The 16,375-nt window shown below is 63.8% G+C and carries 11 protein-coding genes; 1 reads left to right on the forward strand and 10 read right to left on the reverse strand.

Annotated features, from left to right (window positions below; all coding sequences use genetic code 11):
* Positions 1-98: 98 nt before the first annotated feature.
* The 3 genes from EN861_RS06750 to xylF all read right to left on the reverse strand — a co-directional run bounded on the left by EN861_RS06750 (position 99) and on the right by xylF (position 3,456).
* Positions 99-911, reverse strand: a complete 813-nt coding sequence (locus EN861_RS06750; protein ID WP_135863094.1) for an ATP-binding cassette domain-containing protein — start codon at positions 909-911, stop codon at positions 99-101.
* A 10-nt stretch (positions 912-921) separates the two neighbouring features.
* Complete coding sequence (locus tag EN861_RS06755; protein ID WP_127277544.1) at positions 922-2,274, reverse strand: sugar ABC transporter permease; 1,353 nt, start codon at positions 2,272-2,274, stop codon at positions 922-924.
* 141 nt (positions 2,275-2,415) lie between these two features.
* Complete coding sequence (gene xylF / locus EN861_RS06760) at positions 2,416-3,456, reverse strand: D-xylose ABC transporter substrate-binding protein (protein ID WP_135863096.1); 1,041 nt, start codon at positions 3,454-3,456, stop codon at positions 2,416-2,418.
* A gap of 264 nt (positions 3,457-3,720) precedes the next feature.
* On the opposite strand from xylF, the gene EN861_RS06765 reads away from it, so the two are divergent.
* On the forward strand, positions 3,721-4,965 hold the full coding sequence (locus tag EN861_RS06765; protein WP_127277549.1) for an ROK family protein: 1,245 nt from the start codon (positions 3,721-3,723) through the stop codon (positions 4,963-4,965).
* 265 nt (positions 4,966-5,230) lie between these two features.
* On the opposite strand, the gene phoB is transcribed toward EN861_RS06765, so the two are convergent.
* From phoB to EN861_RS06800, 7 genes are all read right to left on the reverse strand, one after another.
* Positions 5,231-5,920: a phosphate regulon transcriptional regulator PhoB gene (gene phoB / locus EN861_RS06770; RefSeq protein ID WP_010911896.1), complete on the reverse strand. Its 690-nt coding sequence runs from the start codon at positions 5,918-5,920 to the stop codon at positions 5,231-5,233.
* Between the two features lie 18 nt (positions 5,921-5,938).
* On the reverse strand, positions 5,939-6,646 hold the full coding sequence (gene phoU, locus EN861_RS06775; protein ID WP_135863098.1) for a phosphate signaling complex protein PhoU: 708 nt from the start codon (positions 6,644-6,646) through the stop codon (positions 5,939-5,941).
* Between the two features lie 25 nt (positions 6,647-6,671).
* Positions 6,672-7,475 (reverse strand): phosphate ABC transporter ATP-binding protein PstB, encoded by an 804-nt coding sequence (gene pstB, locus EN861_RS06780; protein ID WP_127277554.1) that lies wholly within the window; start codon positions 7,473-7,475, stop codon positions 6,672-6,674.
* Positions 7,472-8,323, reverse strand: coding sequence for a phosphate ABC transporter permease PstA (gene pstA, locus EN861_RS06785; RefSeq protein WP_135863100.1), 852 nt, complete (start codon positions 8,321-8,323; stop codon positions 7,472-7,474). The genes pstB and pstA overlap by 4 nt, the downstream gene beginning before the upstream one ends.
* 3 nt (positions 8,324-8,326) lie before the next feature.
* Positions 8,327-9,310, reverse strand: a complete 984-nt coding sequence (pstC, locus tag EN861_RS06790; protein WP_127872064.1) for a phosphate ABC transporter permease subunit PstC — start codon at positions 9,308-9,310, stop codon at positions 8,327-8,329.
* Between the two features lie 66 nt (positions 9,311-9,376).
* Positions 9,377-10,432: a phosphate ABC transporter substrate-binding protein PstS gene (gene pstS, locus EN861_RS06795; RefSeq protein ID WP_127277560.1), complete on the reverse strand. Its 1,056-nt coding sequence runs from the start codon at positions 10,430-10,432 to the stop codon at positions 9,377-9,379.
* Positions 10,433-10,963: 531 nt separating this feature from the next.
* Positions 10,964-15,514: a PAS domain-containing protein gene (locus EN861_RS06800; RefSeq protein ID WP_189343578.1), complete on the reverse strand. Its 4,551-nt coding sequence runs from the start codon at positions 15,512-15,514 to the stop codon at positions 10,964-10,966.
* Positions 15,515-16,375: the final 861 nt, after the last annotated feature.

Consider the following 16,375-nt stretch of genomic DNA (forward strand, 5'->3'; position numbering starts at 1 on the left):
GCCAACACAATGGTCAGGCCAAGCCATCGTGATCACTGGCATATCAGGTGAACGGCAACGGGGCGTGCCCGAGCGGCCTGGCCGGCCTGCGGCCGGCCTCAGGCGGCGATCCTCAGCGCCCCCGGCCCCGGTATGGCACCTGGAGGACATTTGCCCAGGATGATCATGCCCAGCACTTCGTCCTGGGTGACGTCCGTGGTGCGTGCCGTGCCGACCACCTGGCCGTTCTTCATCACGCAAACCCGGTCGGCGAGCTCGAACACGTCGTGGATGTCGTGGCTGATCAGGAAAATGCCGATTCCGTCGGACTTGAGCTGCCTGACCAGTTCGCCGACCTGTGCCGTTTCCTGGGGGCCGAGTGCCGCCGTCGGCTCGTCCATGATCAGGATGCGGGCGTTGAACAGGATGGCGCGTGCGATCGCCACCGACTGCCGCTGTCCGCCTGACAGTTTGATCACCGGCTCCTTGAAGCGCTGGAAGCGGGGATTGAGCCGCCCCATCACCTTGCGCGCCTCGGCCTCCATGGCGACGTCGTCGAGCGTGCCCCAGGCGGTCATCAGCTCGCGGCCGAGGAACAGATTGGCGGCGGCATCGACATTGTCGGCCAGCGCCAGCGTCTGGTAGATCGTCTCGATGCCGTATTTCTTGGCGTCGCGCGGGTTGGAGATCGCTGCCTCCTCGCCATTGACGAAGATCTGGCCGGCATCGCGCTTGTAGGCACCGGACAGGATCTTGATCAGCGTCGACTTGCCGGCGCCGTTGTGGCCGAGCAGCGCTACGACCTCGCCCGGGAAAAGGTCGATCGACGCGTCGTCGACGGCACGGATGCCGCCGAAGGCGATCGAGATGTTGCGCATGTCGACCAGCGGCGTGCCCATGGGGGCCGTTGCGGGGGCGGTTTTGTCAGCCATGATCGTATCCCTAAACCCGCTTGCGATAGACGGTATCGAGCCACACCGCGATGACCAGCACGGCGCCGACGACGATGCTCTGCAGCGGCGAGTCGACGCCGAGCAGCACCATGCCCGACTGCAGCGACTGCATCAGCAATGCGCCGAGCATGGCGCCGATGATCGTTCCCGAGCCGCCGGCAAGCGACGTGCCGCCGATGACGGCCGCGGCAATGACGAGCAGCTCGTCCAATGTGCCAAGCACATTGGTGGAGGAGTTCTGCCGGGCCGACGAAATGGCGGCTGCGATCGTGGCCAGCACGCCCATGATCATGAACACCTTCATGGTGATCCAGCGCGTGTTGATGCCGGCGAGATTGGCCGCTTCCGGATTGCCGCCGATGGCAAAGACATAACGGCCGAAACGGGTGCGGTTGGTGATGAAGGTCATGACCAGGCCGACGGCGACCGCCATCAGCACCGGTATTGCGATGCCGTGGGCGATGAACAGGCCGCCCTCGGGTACGGTGATGTTGTTGGCGGCCGCGTAGCGGTTCACGATGCCGATCGGCCATGGATAGGAGTTGGCCAGCCAGACCGCGCCCATGATGACGGCGCAGGTGACGGCGCCGAGCAGCGTCTCGGCCCAGACCGGCCGCAGCGGGAAGCGGAAGCGCTTGCGCTGCACGCGCCCGTTGAACAGCGCGAACACGACGGCCAGGCAGGCGACGATCCCCACGACCCAGCTCCAGGTGGCGCCGATCGATCCGGCCGGGCCGCCACCCATCAGCTGGAAGGTGGCGTCGAGCGGTGCCACCGTCTGGCCTGACGTGACCCACCAGGCGGCGCCGCGCCAGACCAGCAGGCCGCCCAGCGTGACGATGAAGGCCGGCACTTCGAGATAGGCAATGACGAAGCCCTGGAAGGCGCCGATCAAAAGGCCGAGCGCCAGGCCGATGACCAGAGCCAGGACCCAGATCCATGGGTTGCCGAGTTCAAGCCCCACGAACCGAACCAGGAAATGCACCTGCGCAAAACCCATGACCATGCCGATCAGGCCCTCGGCGGAACCGACGGACAGATCGATGTTGCGCATGACGATGACCAGCACCATGCCACAAGCCATGATGGCGACCGCGGACGTCTGCACCGACAGGTTCCACAGATTGCGCGGCGTGAGAAACGTGCGGCTGTCGAAATCGAGCGGATTGACGCCGAGACGCAGGCTCGAAATCACATGCAGCGCGACCCAGATCAGCAGCAGGGCGCCGATCATGCCGAGCATGCGGGTGTCGATCTCGGTCGCCTTCAGGAACCGGGCGACCGCGCCGAGTTCCGAGGCGCGCGCGGTGTCGGCCTGCGGGTTGGACGTCGTATCGGTCATGATTTCCTCCAACCGGCTGGCCGTCTACGCGGATGCCGAAGCCAGCCTAGAAGCTATCCGCGTGATGCGGAAACACAAATCTTTTTGAGAAAACGCCGCGGCTTTGGGCCGCGGCGCCTTCATTTCTTCAAGCGGTCAAACTCAGTTGCAGGCCGCAACGCTGCCGGCGGCGATGCCCGCGCAGACTTCGTCCTTCTTGATCCAGCCGGCGTCGATGACGAGGTTGAGATTATCCTTGGTGATGGCGACCGGGGTCAGGAACAGCGACTTGACGGTGTTGCCGCCAGGCGTCGTGAAGTCCTTCACGCCGGCGATGTCGGTCATCTTCTTGCCGTCGGCGAGCTGCGAGGCGATCTCGGCGGCGTTCTTGCCGAGTTCACGCGCGTCCTTCCACACCGACACGGTCTGGGTGCCGAGCGCGATGCGGTTGAGCGCGGCGTGGTCGCCGTCCTGGCCAGAGACCGGCACGGTGCCGGCGAGCCCCTGCGCCGTCAGCGCCGCGACGACGCCGCCGGCGGTGCCGTCATTGGCCGCGACCACCGCGTCGACCTTGTTGTCATTGGCGGTGAGGAACTGCTCCATGTTCTTCTGGGCGTTGGCGGGCAGCCAGCCGTCCGTATAGGCCTCGCCGACATTCTTGATCTTGCCCGAGTCGATGGCTTCCTTCAGCACTTCCATCGAGCCCGAGAACAGGAAGTCGGCATTCGGGTCGGCACCCGAGCCCTTGATGAAGACGTAGTTGCCTTCAGGCTTCACCTTGAACACTTCGCGGGCCTGCATGCGGCCGACTTCCTTGTTGTCGAAGGTCAGGTAGAAGACGTCCTTGTTTTCGATCAGGCGGTCATAGCCGACGACCGGAATGCCCTCGTCGAGCGCTTTCTGCACCGCCGGACCGATGGCCGAGGCATCCTGCGCCAGGATGATCAGCGAATTGGCGCCCTGCGAAATCAGGCTCTCGACATCGGTCAGCTGCTTGCCGGGATTGGACTGCGCATCGGCGGAAATGTACTTGTCGCCCGCGGCCTCGATCGCCTTCTTCATGGCGGCCTCGTCGGTCTTCCAGCGCTCTTCCTGGAAGTTGGACCAGGAAACGCCGATGACCTTGTCCTTCGCCTGCGCGACCGACACCAGTGTCAGCGACATGGCGACACCCGCCAGGATGGCGGCTGTGAATCTCTTCATGATATCCTCCCTGCGCCGCGTATGGCGCGACCAAACTGGCCCGAAGGCCGGCACAAAGGCTCTATTTTTTCGAGCCTCGAAAAAACACTGGTCCATCACCGGAACACTGTCAACATCGATTCTGATGGATTTTGAGGTGCCGGAAATTTTTTTTCGAGCCTCGCAATAAATAAATGACAGCACCGGCCGCTTCTGCCAGTGTTTGACCCTGTTGCCGGAGGTATTCGAGGGGGATCAAGAACCGCGGCAACCGGGAGGGAAAGCATGTCGGTGGGAATCCGCCACGACGATCTGCGCCGGCGCAACCGCGCAATGGTGATTGCAGCCGTGCGCCGGGATGGTCAGCCCTCGCGCACCGAGATCGCCGCCACCACTGGCCTCAGCCACTCGACCATATCGGCGATATCCGCCGACCTGATCGGCGAAGGTATCCTGACCGAAGGAAAGCCGAACGAGGCCGGCTCACTCAAACGCGGCCGGCCGCAGGTTGGCCTCGGCCTCAACCCCGAGGCCGCGGCTGTGATGACCGTGGTGCTGTCGCTGAATTTCCTATCCGTCGCCGTCATCGATTATGCCGGCCAGGTGGTCGCCGAGGAGCAGCGCCGGCTGGACACGCTGACCATGTCGCGCGAGGCGCTGATCGGCGAATGCACGGCAATAGTGCGCCGCCGCATCGAGGACCCCGATCTCGATATCCGCAGTGTTGCCCGCATCGCGCTGGCGATCCAGGGCATCACCGACACCAAGGCGCGTGCCATGCTGTGGTCGCCGATCACGCCGCAGACGGACATTGCCTTCGCCGACATACTCGAAGCCGAATTCGGCATCCCCGCCACCATGGAGAACGACTGCAACATGATGGCGGTGGCGTTGCGCTGGCGCGACCCTCAACGCTACCGCGACGACTTCATCGCCATCCTGCTCTCGCACGGCATCGGCATGGGCCTGGTGCTCAAGGGCGAACTGTTCACCGGCACCCATTCATCGGGCGGCGAATTCGGCCACATGATCCATCGCCCGGGCGGCGCGCTCTGCCGTTGCGGGCGGCGCGGCTGCGTCGAGGCCTATGCCGGCAACTATGCCATCTGGCGTAATGCCAGGCAGCTTGGCGAGGACGCCGAACCGGTCGCCGATGTCAGCGACGCGCAGATGCGGACACTCGCCGCGACGGCAAGGGAGAAAGACGGACCGGAGCGCGAAGCCTATCGCAAGGCGGGCGAGGCGCTGGGCTATGGGCTGGGCAGCCTGTTCGCGTTGATCGACCCGGCGCCGGTCGCCATGGTCGGTGTCAGTGCCGCCGCCTTCGATCTGATCGAGCCGGCCTTGCGCGAGGCCATCGCCCAGACCGCCGGCGGCCAGCATTCGGAATCGATTTCCTTCGACACCGAGCCGAACGAACTGCCGCTCATTCGCGAAGGCTGCGCCATGCGCGCCTTGACCTTCGTCGACCAGGAGATTTTCGCGCCGGGCGTGCAGGCGAGAGGCAGTGCTGGGAAGAGCGTCGCCTGAGCGAACGCTCCGGTGAATCACCACCAATGCTGGAGGTTGGCCGAGCGCCCTCAAGGTCGTCATCCCTGGGCGGAGCAGCCGCGAAGCGGCGTCGCGGAGACCCTGGGATCCATGCCGTGACCTCGATCGTAGAGTGCAACGGCGCAGAATTCTGCACCGCGGCGACGCGTCGAGGTCCCGGCATGGATCCTCGGGTCTGCGCCGCGTCGCTTCGCTCCTTGCTCCGCTCGTGGATGACGAAGTCAGGGGCGTAGCCGCCCTCGACCTAGTCTTCCCTGATCGCGTAGCCCGCGCCGCGAATGGTGCGGATGACGTCGGGCATGCGGCCATTGTTGACCGCCTTGCGCAGCCGGCCGACATGCACGTCCACCGTGCGCTCGTCGATATAGATCGTCTCGCCCCAGACATTGTCGAGCAACTGGCTGCGCGAGAACACCCGGCCGGGATGGCGCATCATGAATTCGAGCAGCCGGAACTCGGTCGGTCCGAGCCGGATTTCGCTCTTCTTGCGATAGACCCGGTGCGATTCACGGTCGAGCACGATGTCGCCGACCTTGAGCACGCTGGACAGCACTTCCGGCTTGGCGCGACGCAGCAGCGCCTTGACCCGGGCCATGAATTCCGGCGTCGAGAACGGCTTGACCAGATAGTCGTCGGCACCGGTCGAAAGGCCACGCACGCGGTCGCTCTCCTCACCGCGCGCCGTCAGCATGATGATCGGCAACCTCTCGGTCTCGGGCCGCATTCGCAGGCGCCGACAGAGTTCGATGCCGGAAACAGCCGGCACCATCCAGTCGAGCACCAGGAGGTCGGGCACGTTCTCCTGGAGGCGGATCTCGGCTTCGTCGCCGCGCGTCACCACCTCGACCTGATAGCCTTCCGATTCCAGATTGTAGCGGAGGAGCACGCCGAGCGGCTCCTCGTCCTCCACCACCATGATGCGTGGCGCGATCATTGGCAGATCATCCTATCGTCAAGCCGCCGGCGCCGACATCGCCGTCTCGTCCTGCTTCGGACGATTGGCGGGCAGTTGCGTTCCGGTCAGCACATAATACGCATTCTCGGCGATGTTGGTCACATGGTCGCCGATGCGCTCGAGATTCTTGGCGCAGAACAAGAGATGCGTGCAAGCCGTGATGTTGCGCGGATCCTCCATCATGTAGGTCAGCAGTTCGCGGAACACCGAGGTGTATTTGACGTCGATGCGTTCGTCGTCATTCCTGAGCTTGGCGAGGGCGGCGGCATCGCCGGCCGCATATTCCTCGACCACGCCCTGCACCTGGATCAGCACCAGCTGCGCCATGGAATCGATCGAGTGCGACAGGTCGCGCGGCGTGGCGGTGAGGCCGACGGAACCGACACGCTTGGCGATGTTCTTGGCAAGGTCGCCGATGCGCTCGAGGTCGCCCGCCATGCGGATCGAGCCGACGACATGACGCAGATCGTCGGCCATCGGCTGGCGCTTGGCGATCAGGGTGATGGCGCGGTCGTCGAGTTCGCGCTGGCGCGCATCCATGATGGCGTCGTCGGAGACGACGCGCTGTCCCAGCGCGTTGTCGGAATTCAGCAGAGCCTTGGTGGCGCCGCCGACCATCGTGCCGGCGAGATCGCCCATGTCGCTGATCAGCCTGCTGATCTGTCCGAGATCCTCATCGAAGGCTGCGACTGTGTGTTCGGCCATGATCCTGGTCCTCGTATGCGTGATATCAGCCGAAGCGGCCGGTGATGTAGTCCTGCGTGCGCTTCTCACGAGGCGACGTGAAGATCTTCTCGGTCTTGTCGAATTCGACCAGTTCGCCCAGATACATGAACGCCGTCTGGCGCGACACGCGCGCCGCCTGCTGCATGTTGTGGGTGACGATGACGATCGTGTAGTCGGCTTGCAACTCGTCGATCAGTTCCTCGATCTTGGCGGTCGACAGCGGATCGAGCGCCGAGGCCGGTTCGTCGAGCAGGATGACTTCCGGCTTCACCGCCACGGTGCGGGCGATGCAAAGACGCTGCTGCTGGCCGCCCGACAGGCTGAGGCCGCTGGCGTTGAGCTTGTCCTTGACCTCGGTCCACAATGCCGCGCGCTTCAGCGCCTGTTCGACACGGCCGTCCATCTCGGACTTGCTGATCTTCTCGTAGAGACGGACGCCGAAAGCGATGTTCTCGTAGATCGACATCGGGAACGGCGTCGGCTTCTGGAACACCATGCCGATCTTGGTGCGCAGGAGATTGAGATCCTGCGAGCGGTCGAGGATGTTCTGGCCGTCGAGCAGCACCTGGCCGTCGGCGCTCTGCTTCGGGTAGAGCTCGTAGATGCGGTTGAAGACGCGCAGCAGCGTCGACTTCCCGCAGCCCGACGGGCCGATGAAGGCGGTGACGCTGCGCTCGGGCAGCGACAGGCTGATATCCTTCAACGCCTTCGACTGGCCGTAGTAGAAGTTGAGGTTCTTGACCTCGATCTTGGCCTTATCCACGGCCACTTCGGGCGTGTTCAACTCGGTGGACAACATCGGTTTCATCTGTCCTCTCTGCGTCCGGTAAGGCTGCGGGCGAAAATGCTCAGGCCGAGAACCGTCAGGGTGATTATGAGTGCGCCGGTCCATGCCAGTTGCTGCCATTCCTCATAGGGGCTGAGAGCGAACTGGAAGATGGTGACAGGCAGGCTGGCCATCGGCGCGTTGAGATTGCTCGACCAGAACTGGTTGTTGAGCGCGGTGAAGAGCAGCGGCGCCGTCTCGCCGGAGATGCGGGCGATGGCGAGCAATATGCCGGTGACGATGCCGGAGAGCGCGGCGCGGTAAGCGACAGATTTGATGACCACCCAGCGCGGCGCGCCGATCGCGGTGCCGGCTTCACGCAGCGCGTTCGGCACCAGGTTGAGCATGTCCTCGGTGGTGCGCACCACGACCGGAATGACCAGGATGGCCAGCGCAACGGCGCCGGCAATGGCGGAGAAATGTCCCATCGGCCGCACCATCAGCTCGTAGACGAACAGGCCGATGATGATCGATGGCGCCGACAACAGGATATCGTTGATGAAGCGCACGATGGTGGTGAGCTTGGAGAAGCGGCCGTATTCGGCCATGTAGGTACCGGCGAGCACGCCGATCGGCGTGCCGACGATCACGGCGATGATCGTCATCACCACGCTGCCGTAGATGGCATTGAGCAGGCCGCCGGCGTCGCCGGGCGGAGGCGTCATTTCGGTGAACACGGCCAGCGAGACGCCGGACAGGCCCTTGTAGAGCAGCGCGCCGAGGATAAGCGCCAGCCAGGCGAGGCCAATGCCGGCGGCGACGACGCACAGCGTCATCATCACGCCATTCTTGCGCTTGCGGCTTTGGTGAAGCGATGCGGCTGTCGACATCGGTCAGGCTCCCGTACGGGCGTCGATGCGCATCAGCATGTAGCGTGCGATGGCAAGGATGAGGAAGGTGATGACGAACAGGATCAGGCCGAGCGCCACCAGCGAGGAGGTGTAGAGATCGCCAACGGCTTCGGTGAATTCGTTGGCGATGGTCGCCGAGATCGTCGTGGCGGGCGCGAACAGCGAAGTCGAGATGCGGTGCGCGTTGCCGATGACGAAAGTGACGGCCATCGTTTCGCCGAGCGCACGGCCAAGGGCGAGCATGACGCCGCCCATGATACCGATCCGGGTATAGGGAATGACCACGCGCCGCGTCACTTCCCAGGTCGTGCAACCGATGCCGTAGGCCGACTCTTTCAGCACCGACGGCACCGTGTCGAACACGTCCTTGGTGATCGAGGTGATGAAAGGCAGGATCATGATGGCGAGGATCATCGCCGAGGTGAGCAGGCCGATACCATAGGGCGGGCCGGCAAACAGATTGTTGAGCCCGGGAACACCATGGAACAGCCAGATGATAAAGGGTTGCACCGTCGTCTGCAGGAACGGTGCCAGCACGAACAGGCCCCAGATGCCGTAGATGATCGAGGGGATGCCGGCGAGCAGTTCGACCGCCATGCCAATCGGGCGCCGCAATGCGCGCGGGCAAAGTTCGGTGAGAAAGATCGCGATGCCAATGCCGAGCGGCACGGCAATCAGGATGGCGATGGCGGATGTGATGATGGTGCCGTAGATGGGCGCCAGCGCACCGAATTTCTCGGTCACCGGGTTCCAGCTTTCCGTGGTCAGAAAGGAGAAGCCGAAGGTCGAGAGCGCTTGCCAGGAACCGGCAAACAACGAGATGGCGACGCCGCCAAGCAGGACCAGAACCAGGATCGCGGCGGCGCGGGTCGCCGCATGGAAGATCGTGTCCGTCAGCGCGAAACGTCTGACGATGGCATCGCGCGAGCCCTTGATGGCTGGCAAGGCTTCCTGGACAGCACTCATGTCAAGCTCGGCTCTCTGTGTTGAGAAAAAGGAGCGCCGCGCAAAGCGGCGCTCCTTCGGGTGATGTTACTCGCCAGCGTAGACCGGCTTGCCGCCGGCCTGGATGTCGGCCTTCCACGAAGCCTTGATCAGGTCGACGACGCTGTCGGGGATCGACACGTAGTCGAGCGCCTTGGCGGTTTCCTTGCCGTCCTTGTAGGCCCAGGCAAAGAACTTCAGCGCTTCGCCGGTGGCGGCGGCATCGTCCGGAGCCTTGTGGATCAGCACCCAGGTCGAGGCGGCGATCGGCCAGGTGGCGTCGCCGGGCTCGTTGGTGATGATGACGTTGAAGTTCTTGGCAGTCTTGAAGTCGGCATTCGAAGCGGCGGCGCCGAAGGACTCGAGCGACGGCTCGACGACCTTGCCGGCTGCATTCAGCATCTTGGAGTAGGACAGCTTGTTCTGCTTGGCATAGGCATATTCGACGTAGCCGATGCCGCCGTCGGTCTGCTTGACGGTGTTGGCAACGCCTTCGCTGCCCTTGGCGCCGACGCCGGTCGGCCATTCGACAGCCGTGTCCGAACCAACCTTGTCCTTCCAGTCGGGCGAGAGCTTCACGAGGTAGTCGGTGAAGTTGAAGGTGGTGCCCGAGCCGTCCGAACGATGCACGACGGCGATCGCGGTCGACGGCAGGGTGAGCGAGGGGTTCAGCGCCTTGATCGCGGCGTCATCCCAGGTGGTGATGGCGCCGAGATAGATCTGGGCCAGCGTCTTGCCGTCGAGGACGAGTTCGCCCGGCTTGATGCCCGTGAGGTTGACGATCGGCACGATGCCGCCCATCACCATCGGGAACTGCACGAGGCCGTTCTTTTCCAGATCGGCGTCGGACATCGGCTTGTCGGTGGCGCCGAAGGTCACGGTCTTGGCGATGACCTGCTTGATGCCGCCGCCCGAGCCGATCGACTGATAGTTGAGGCCGATGCCGGTGTCCTTCTTGTAGGTGTCGGCCCATTTGGCGAACACCGGATAGATGAAGGTCGAGCCGGCGCCGGAAAGGTCAGCTGCCATTGCTGCGGAAAGGGTGAGGGTGGACGCCGCAGCCATTGCAATCGCAACGGCCGCCGAGCGGATGAAATGTCTCATGTGGCCTGCTCCTGTTCGGAAGATGGTCTCTCGGCGCCATTTCCTCCGGCGCCCGCTGAGGCCAATAGCCTTCGATTATAACAGTCGCATGACAGTTTCGTGTCAGCCCGGTAACGCGTCGCCCGCACCGGGAAAGGCGCTGATGCCCGGCGCTCGCGGCCCGGTCCGGGTTTACCGCCGGAATCAGGGGCTTGAGCCGTCCGGCGGCTGGAATCACCCAGGATTCGACCGAGCTTTCCCACGTGAATAAAATCCGGACGGGAGCGCGTTGCTCGCAGCCAGAGCGTGTCATGGCCGGGCCATCGCCAAAAACAGGTCCGTTGGGGTAGGTGACGCTGTTTCTTGCAGGCGGTCGCTGCTCCCGCCCGTAACCGAGAAGAGCGGAATTCGATTTTGCTATTGTTCCGGCTGGAGGCAGCCTTTGATATGGCGCGATCGCACCATAGTCACTGCACGCAGGGGTTGCGGCAAATCCCCTGCTGATTCCCTTGATTTGCCTCGCCGGATCCTGAAATCCGGGCGACGGGGGTGCTATCCCGCGTTGCGGTGGACCTGACGGCCGGCGCCAACCCAGCGCTCGACCTTCTCAAGCAAGGCCCTGGGGCTGATCGGCTTGGGCAGATAGTCGTCCATGCCCGCCTCCAGGCAGCGTTCGCGGTCGCCCTTGAGCGCATGCGCGGTGACGCCGACGATCGGCACATGCGTGCCGGTTTCCTGCTCCAGCAGGCGGATCGCGGCCGTCGCTTCGAGACCGCTCATCTCCGGCATCGAGACATCCATCAGGATCATGCACGGGTTGAGCGTGCCGAAAGCGTCGAGCGCCTTGCGGCCATTGCCGACGATCTCGAAACCATATCCGGTCTCGCCGAGGATCTGGGTGAAGACCATCTGGTTCACCTCATTGTCCTCGGCCACGAGGATATCCAGCCTGTGCCCGCCGACCGTGGCAGGCGGCCTGGGACGAACCGGTGGCGGCTGCAGCTGCGCGCGCTGCTCGGCTACCGCCAGAGACGACCGCAGGGCAACCTCGAGCACCTCGCCCGCTGGCGGCTGAACGGCGTGGCCGCTGGTGGTGTGGCGATGGCGCTGGATGGTCGCGACCAGCGTCTCCAGGAGCGCCGAGGAGCGTGCCGGTTTGATCAATTGCGCGTCGATGCCAAGATCGCGGTAGCTGGTGTTGGCAAGCGACTGGTCGACCGAGGTCAGCATGATGATCGGCGTGTCCGCGAGGCCCTCGGTATTGCGCACGATGCGCGCCATTTCGGCGCCGGTCATCTCGGGCATCTGGTAGTCGAGCACCACGCAGTCGACCGCCACGCCATAAGCTGCCGCGGCGATCAGCACCTTGAGGCCTTCGGCGCCGCTTTCGGCAGCGCAGGAATCGAACGTCCAGGAGGTCATCTGCTCGGTCAGGATGGCGCGGTTGACGGCATTGTCGTCGACGATCAGCACGCGTGCGCCGGTCACGTCCACCGGCGTGATGCGCTGCCCGTTCTGCTGCCCGGCCCCGGGCAGCGTCACCGTGAACCAGAATGTCGATCCCTTGCCCTCGGCGCTCTCGACGCCGATGTCGCCGCCCATCAGGTCGACCAGCCGCGAGGTGATGGCAAGGCCAAGGCCGGTGCCTTCGTGGCGCCTCGTCGACGACGTGTCGACCTGGCTGAATTTCTCGAACACCAGTTTCAGCTTTTCCTCGGGGATGCCGATGCCGGTGTCGGTGACCGAGATCGTCAGCCTGGTTCCCGTCGGAACCCGTTCTCCGGTCACGTCGACCAGCACATGGCCTTCATCGGTGAACTTCACCGCGTTGCCGAGCAGGTTGGTGACGATTTGCCGGATGCGGCCGACATCGCCGATGAACAGCCTTTCGAGCCGCGGCTCGATACGCACGATGAGCTCGAGGTCCTTTTCCTTGGCCCGCGTCGACACCAGCGTCGCCACGTCCTCGATCGCCTCGGCGAGATTGAAGGGCGCCGGATCGAGCACCAGCTGGCCGGCATCGATCTTGGAGAAATCCAGGATGTCGTTGATGATGGTCAGGAGCGCGTTGCCCGATTTGACGATGATGTCGGTGAAGGTCTTCTGCTTCAGATCGAGATTGGATTTGGCCAGGAGTTCAGCCATGCCCAGCACGCCATTCATCGGCGTGCGGATTTCGTGGCTCATATTGGCGAGGAATTCCGACTTGGCGCGGTCGGCGAGCACGGCGCGCTGGCGTGCCTCGCTGAGCTCCGCTTCGCGTTGCTTGAGCTCCGTAATGTCGGTGGTGGAACCGATCAGGTAGAGCGAACCGTCGGAGGCGATCATTGCGCCCTTGCGGGCAAACTGATGCCTGACGCTGCCGTCGGGAAGGCGAACCGTCTCCTCGATCTCCTGGGTCTCGCCGGTACGCAGCACGGCGAGATCGCTGGCCACGAAGGCCTCGCCATCCGGCCCGAATATCTCGACGTCGGTCTTGCCGATCGCCTCCTGTTTGCTGAAGCCGGTGAGGTCGCACCAGCCCTTGTTGACATAGAATTGCCGGAGGTCGGAGCGCTTGGCGTAGATCGACACCGGTACGTTGTCGATCAGGCTGCGGAACACCTCGTTCTCGCGCATGCTCTCTTCCAGGGCTTGCTCGCGTGCCTTGACGTCGGTGATATCGGTGCTGGAGCCCACCAGATGCACCGATCCGTCGGTGGCCACCAGGCGGCTCTTGCGCGTCATCAACTGCCGCACCCTACCGTCACGATGGGTAACGGGCTCCTCGACTTCGCGCACATTGCCGTTCGTCACGACATCGGCGTCGTCCTGGCTGAAGCCCTCCGCTTCCTCGCCGCTGAACAGCTGGCGGTCGGTCCGGCCGATGACATCGTCCTTGGTGAGGCCGGTGAGCGCGCACCAGGCCTTGTTGACGAATTCGATGCTCAGGTCCTGCGCCTTGATGAAGGCGGCCACCGGCAACTCGTCCATGACGTGGCGGAAGAGATCGATCTGGCGCATCGAGTCACGGAGCGCGGCCTCGCGGCTCTTCAGGTCGGTGATGTCGACGCGCACGCCGATGAACGTGCCGTCGCCGGTGCGCATGTCATAGACCTGGTACCAGCGTCCATCCGCATTGAGGCGCTCATAAGAAGAATTGGGCAGCCGGTAACGCGCCAGGATGCCGTCGAGCCAGCGTTCGGAATCGACTTCGTACAGGCTGTCGATCCCAGGATCGCCGCTCGAACGGAAATAACCGACCGAATGGCCGAACTCCAGCGCTTCGCGGAAGGTGCGGCCGGGGTGCCAGAAGGGTTTCAACGCCGGCAGCGTATCCTGCAGCCTGTGGTTGGCGAAGACGAACTTGTCGTCCCGGTCGTAGATGATAACGCCGGCCGGCAGTGATTCCAGCACGTTGGCGAGATGCTTGCGCGCATCTTCGGCTTCGGTCTCGCGCCGCTTCATGTCGGAAATGTCGAAGAGAAAGCCGGCGACATAGTCGCGGCCGCTGGCCACGCGGACGCGATTCTTCCTGACGATGCGCGAACGGCCGGCGCCGCCGGCCTCGAAGCTTTCTTCCACTTCGTATTGCTGTCCGCTGGCCAGCACCTCGCGTTCGCTGCTTTCGAACAGCGCGACCTGGTCCGGCCCGAGGAAATCGCCTCCCGGCCTGCCAAGCATGGCTTGCGGCGCCTGCTTGAACAGCGCCGCGAAGGCCTCGTTGACGAAGACGAAGCGCAGATTGTCGTCCTTGACGAAGATCGGATCCTTGACGCCGTTGATCACCGCTTCCGCCAGCCGCGCCTTTTCCAGCGCTTCGGCGAGTTCGGCCTCGCGATCCTTCATGTCGGTGACATCGACATAGGAAATGAACCGCTTGCCGCCGGCCAGCGGCGCCATCGACGAGATCAGCGTCCGGCCGTCATTGCGCGGGAACTGCCGCGATCCGGCTATGCCGGCCCTGATTTCAGCCTCGCGCTCGGCCACATGCCGCTGCCATGTCGCGTCGTCCGAACCATACGGGTCGATGTCGCGGCTCGCGTCCATCAGCTCGCGGAAGCTGCAGCCGGTCTCGGCGCGCCGGGCGTCGATCTGCCAGAAATCGTAAAAGGCGCGGTTGATGACCTCGGCACGCATGTCGGCGTCGAGGACGAGAACACCGATCGGCATCTGATCGACCATGGTGCGCAGATTGGCGAAAGTCTCGGCGATCTTGGCGTTGGCATTCTCGATCTCGGCGTCACGCCGCTTGACCTCGGTGACCTCATAGTAGGTCAACAGGCGTTTGCCTCCCGACAGAGCCGTGACGGAGAACATCATGGTCCGCCCGTCGGCGTGGGCAAACTCCCGAGGCGCAACGGTACCGGCCCTGATCTCCTCGACGCGGGTGGCGAGGTAGCGCTGCCATTGCTTCTCGTCGATGTCGCCATAGATGCCGTTGCGGCGGTTGAGTTCCATCAACAGACTGAAAGGCGCGCCGACGGTCACGGTCCCATCCGGAATCCTGGAGAGATCGCGATAGGCCTTGTTGACGATCAGTGTGTCGAGCCTGGCGTCCAGAAGCACGACGCCCATATGCATGGCGTCCATCGTCCGCTCGAGATCGGCAAGATGCTGGACAGGCTCGCCGCCAACCGGCGGTTCCATGCCCTCGAAGGCGCTGGCCAGCGCGGTGACGTTGCGGCCCATGCCGCGATAGCCGGCAAATTTTCCGTCGCCGTCGAAACGCGGGAAGCCTGAAGTCAGCACCCAGCGGCAGTCGGGGCGGCCGCCCTTCAGTTCGTAGACGAAGTCGCGGAACGGCCGGTGCGCCTGCAAATCCTCCAGATGGCCTGCCGCGCTGCGGTTGCCCTTCAGGACCTGATTGAGAAAATCGAAGCGGAACCGGCCGAGCACGTCAGCCGGATCGATACCCGTCGCCGCCTGGTAGCCTTGTGAAAGCCAGGAAAAGCGCAGTTCCGCATCGGTTTCCCAAATCCAGTCCGAGCCCGCTTCGACGAGTTGGCGCAGCACGTCGGCGCCATCCATGTCGACGCCGGATGATCCGTCGCCGCCATGCGCGGCGGCCTTGCCGGGGTCGCGCTTGCCGCGCGCGCCGATTGCTTCGTCCACTTCCGCCATGCTGTCCCCACCCCGAAAATCAAGGCCGAACCCTCCCTCCGCGGTTCGTCGGCGGAATGTGCCGCAGAAGCATTAACGATCCGCTAACCTTAACGGCGCAACCGGCCTGTTCCTGCTGCGTTATTCCGTCCGGTTGTGGCGTGGAGCAAGGCCGCGCTATAAGCATGCGCAGGGGTGGTGCTAATGTATGGACGGATAGGGCCTTTCTTGCTGGGCGTGGCGCTGCTTTTCGGCGGCGGCTGCTCGCGCAGCTATGACGGCACGGTCATTATCCCACGACCGCTCGACGCCAGGCGGATCTGGGACCGGCCGCCGCCCAATATCGACTACCAGCCTCAGGTCGGCACTGGCGCCTTTCCGGGACCGCCCCAGCAACCCGGGCGGGTTTCCGACCGCAGAGCCAAGCCTGCCGTGCACAGGCGGTATCAGACCAAGGTATCACCGCCGCCTCCGCAGTCATCGGACTCCGAAAAACAATTGGCATGCAGGAACGTGAGCGCACCCGGCCAAAGGGTTCGCATGGTCTGCGACTAGTGCATGTCGCCCAAAAGTGACCTCGTTTTGGGAAGACGACATGCATAAAAACAAAGATCTGGCGCAAATCGTCCTGCCAATAGGCCACGCCACGCCGGAAGCGGTGCACCCGGTCAATCAGGGCAGCCGCCCACGGCTTCTGGATTTGTAGGATCCTTTCAAATGATGGCAGGGGCGATTCAAATGATGGCAGGGGCGATCGCAACGCGAAAGCGGCCACATCGCGTCCCGATTAAGGTCATTCCAATTCGCCCGACCCAAAATCCGCGCCGCCGGAGATGCCACCCCGCACCGCAACTAACAGCGATTGTTGCGCTTTAAGTCTCG

This window comes from Mesorhizobium sp. M8A.F.Ca.ET.218.01.1.1 (assembly GCF_004791165.1).
Taxonomy (GTDB): domain Bacteria; phylum Pseudomonadota; class Alphaproteobacteria; order Rhizobiales; family Rhizobiaceae; genus Mesorhizobium.

Excerpts from the sequence above, each read along its gene's own strand:
- pstA (WP_135863100.1), bottom strand. The coding sequence starts at position 8,323 with ATGTCGACAGCCGCATCGCTTCACCAAAGCCGCAAGCGCAAGAATGGC.
- phoU (WP_135863098.1), bottom strand. The coding sequence starts at position 6,646 with ATGGCCGAACACACAGTCGCAGCCTTCGATGAGGATCTCGGACAGATC.
- EN861_RS06765 (WP_127277549.1), top strand. The coding sequence starts at position 3,721 with ATGTCGGTGGGAATCCGCCACGACGATCTGCGCCGGCGCAACCGCGCA.
- EN861_RS06755 (WP_127277544.1), bottom strand. The coding sequence starts at position 2,274 with ATGACCGATACGACGTCCAACCCGCAGGCCGACACCGCGCGCGCCTCG.
- pstC (WP_127872064.1), bottom strand. The coding sequence starts at position 9,310 with ATGAGTGCTGTCCAGGAAGCCTTGCCAGCCATCAAGGGCTCGCGCGAT.
- EN861_RS06750 (WP_135863094.1), bottom strand. The coding sequence starts at position 911 with ATGGCTGACAAAACCGCCCCCGCAACGGCCCCCATGGGCACGCCGCTG.
- phoB (WP_010911896.1), bottom strand. The coding sequence starts at position 5,920 with ATGATCGCGCCACGCATCATGGTGGTGGAGGACGAGGAGCCGCTCGGC.
- pstB (WP_127277554.1), bottom strand. The coding sequence starts at position 7,475 with ATGAAACCGATGTTGTCCACCGAGTTGAACACGCCCGAAGTGGCCGTG.
- pstS (WP_127277560.1), bottom strand. The coding sequence starts at position 10,432 with ATGAGACATTTCATCCGCTCGGCGGCCGTTGCGATTGCAATGGCTGCG.
- xylF (WP_135863096.1), bottom strand. The coding sequence starts at position 3,456 with ATGAAGAGATTCACAGCCGCCATCCTGGCGGGTGTCGCCATGTCGCTG.
- EN861_RS06800 (WP_189343578.1), bottom strand. The coding sequence starts at position 15,514 with ATGGCGGAAGTGGACGAAGCAATCGGCGCGCGCGGCAAGCGCGACCCC.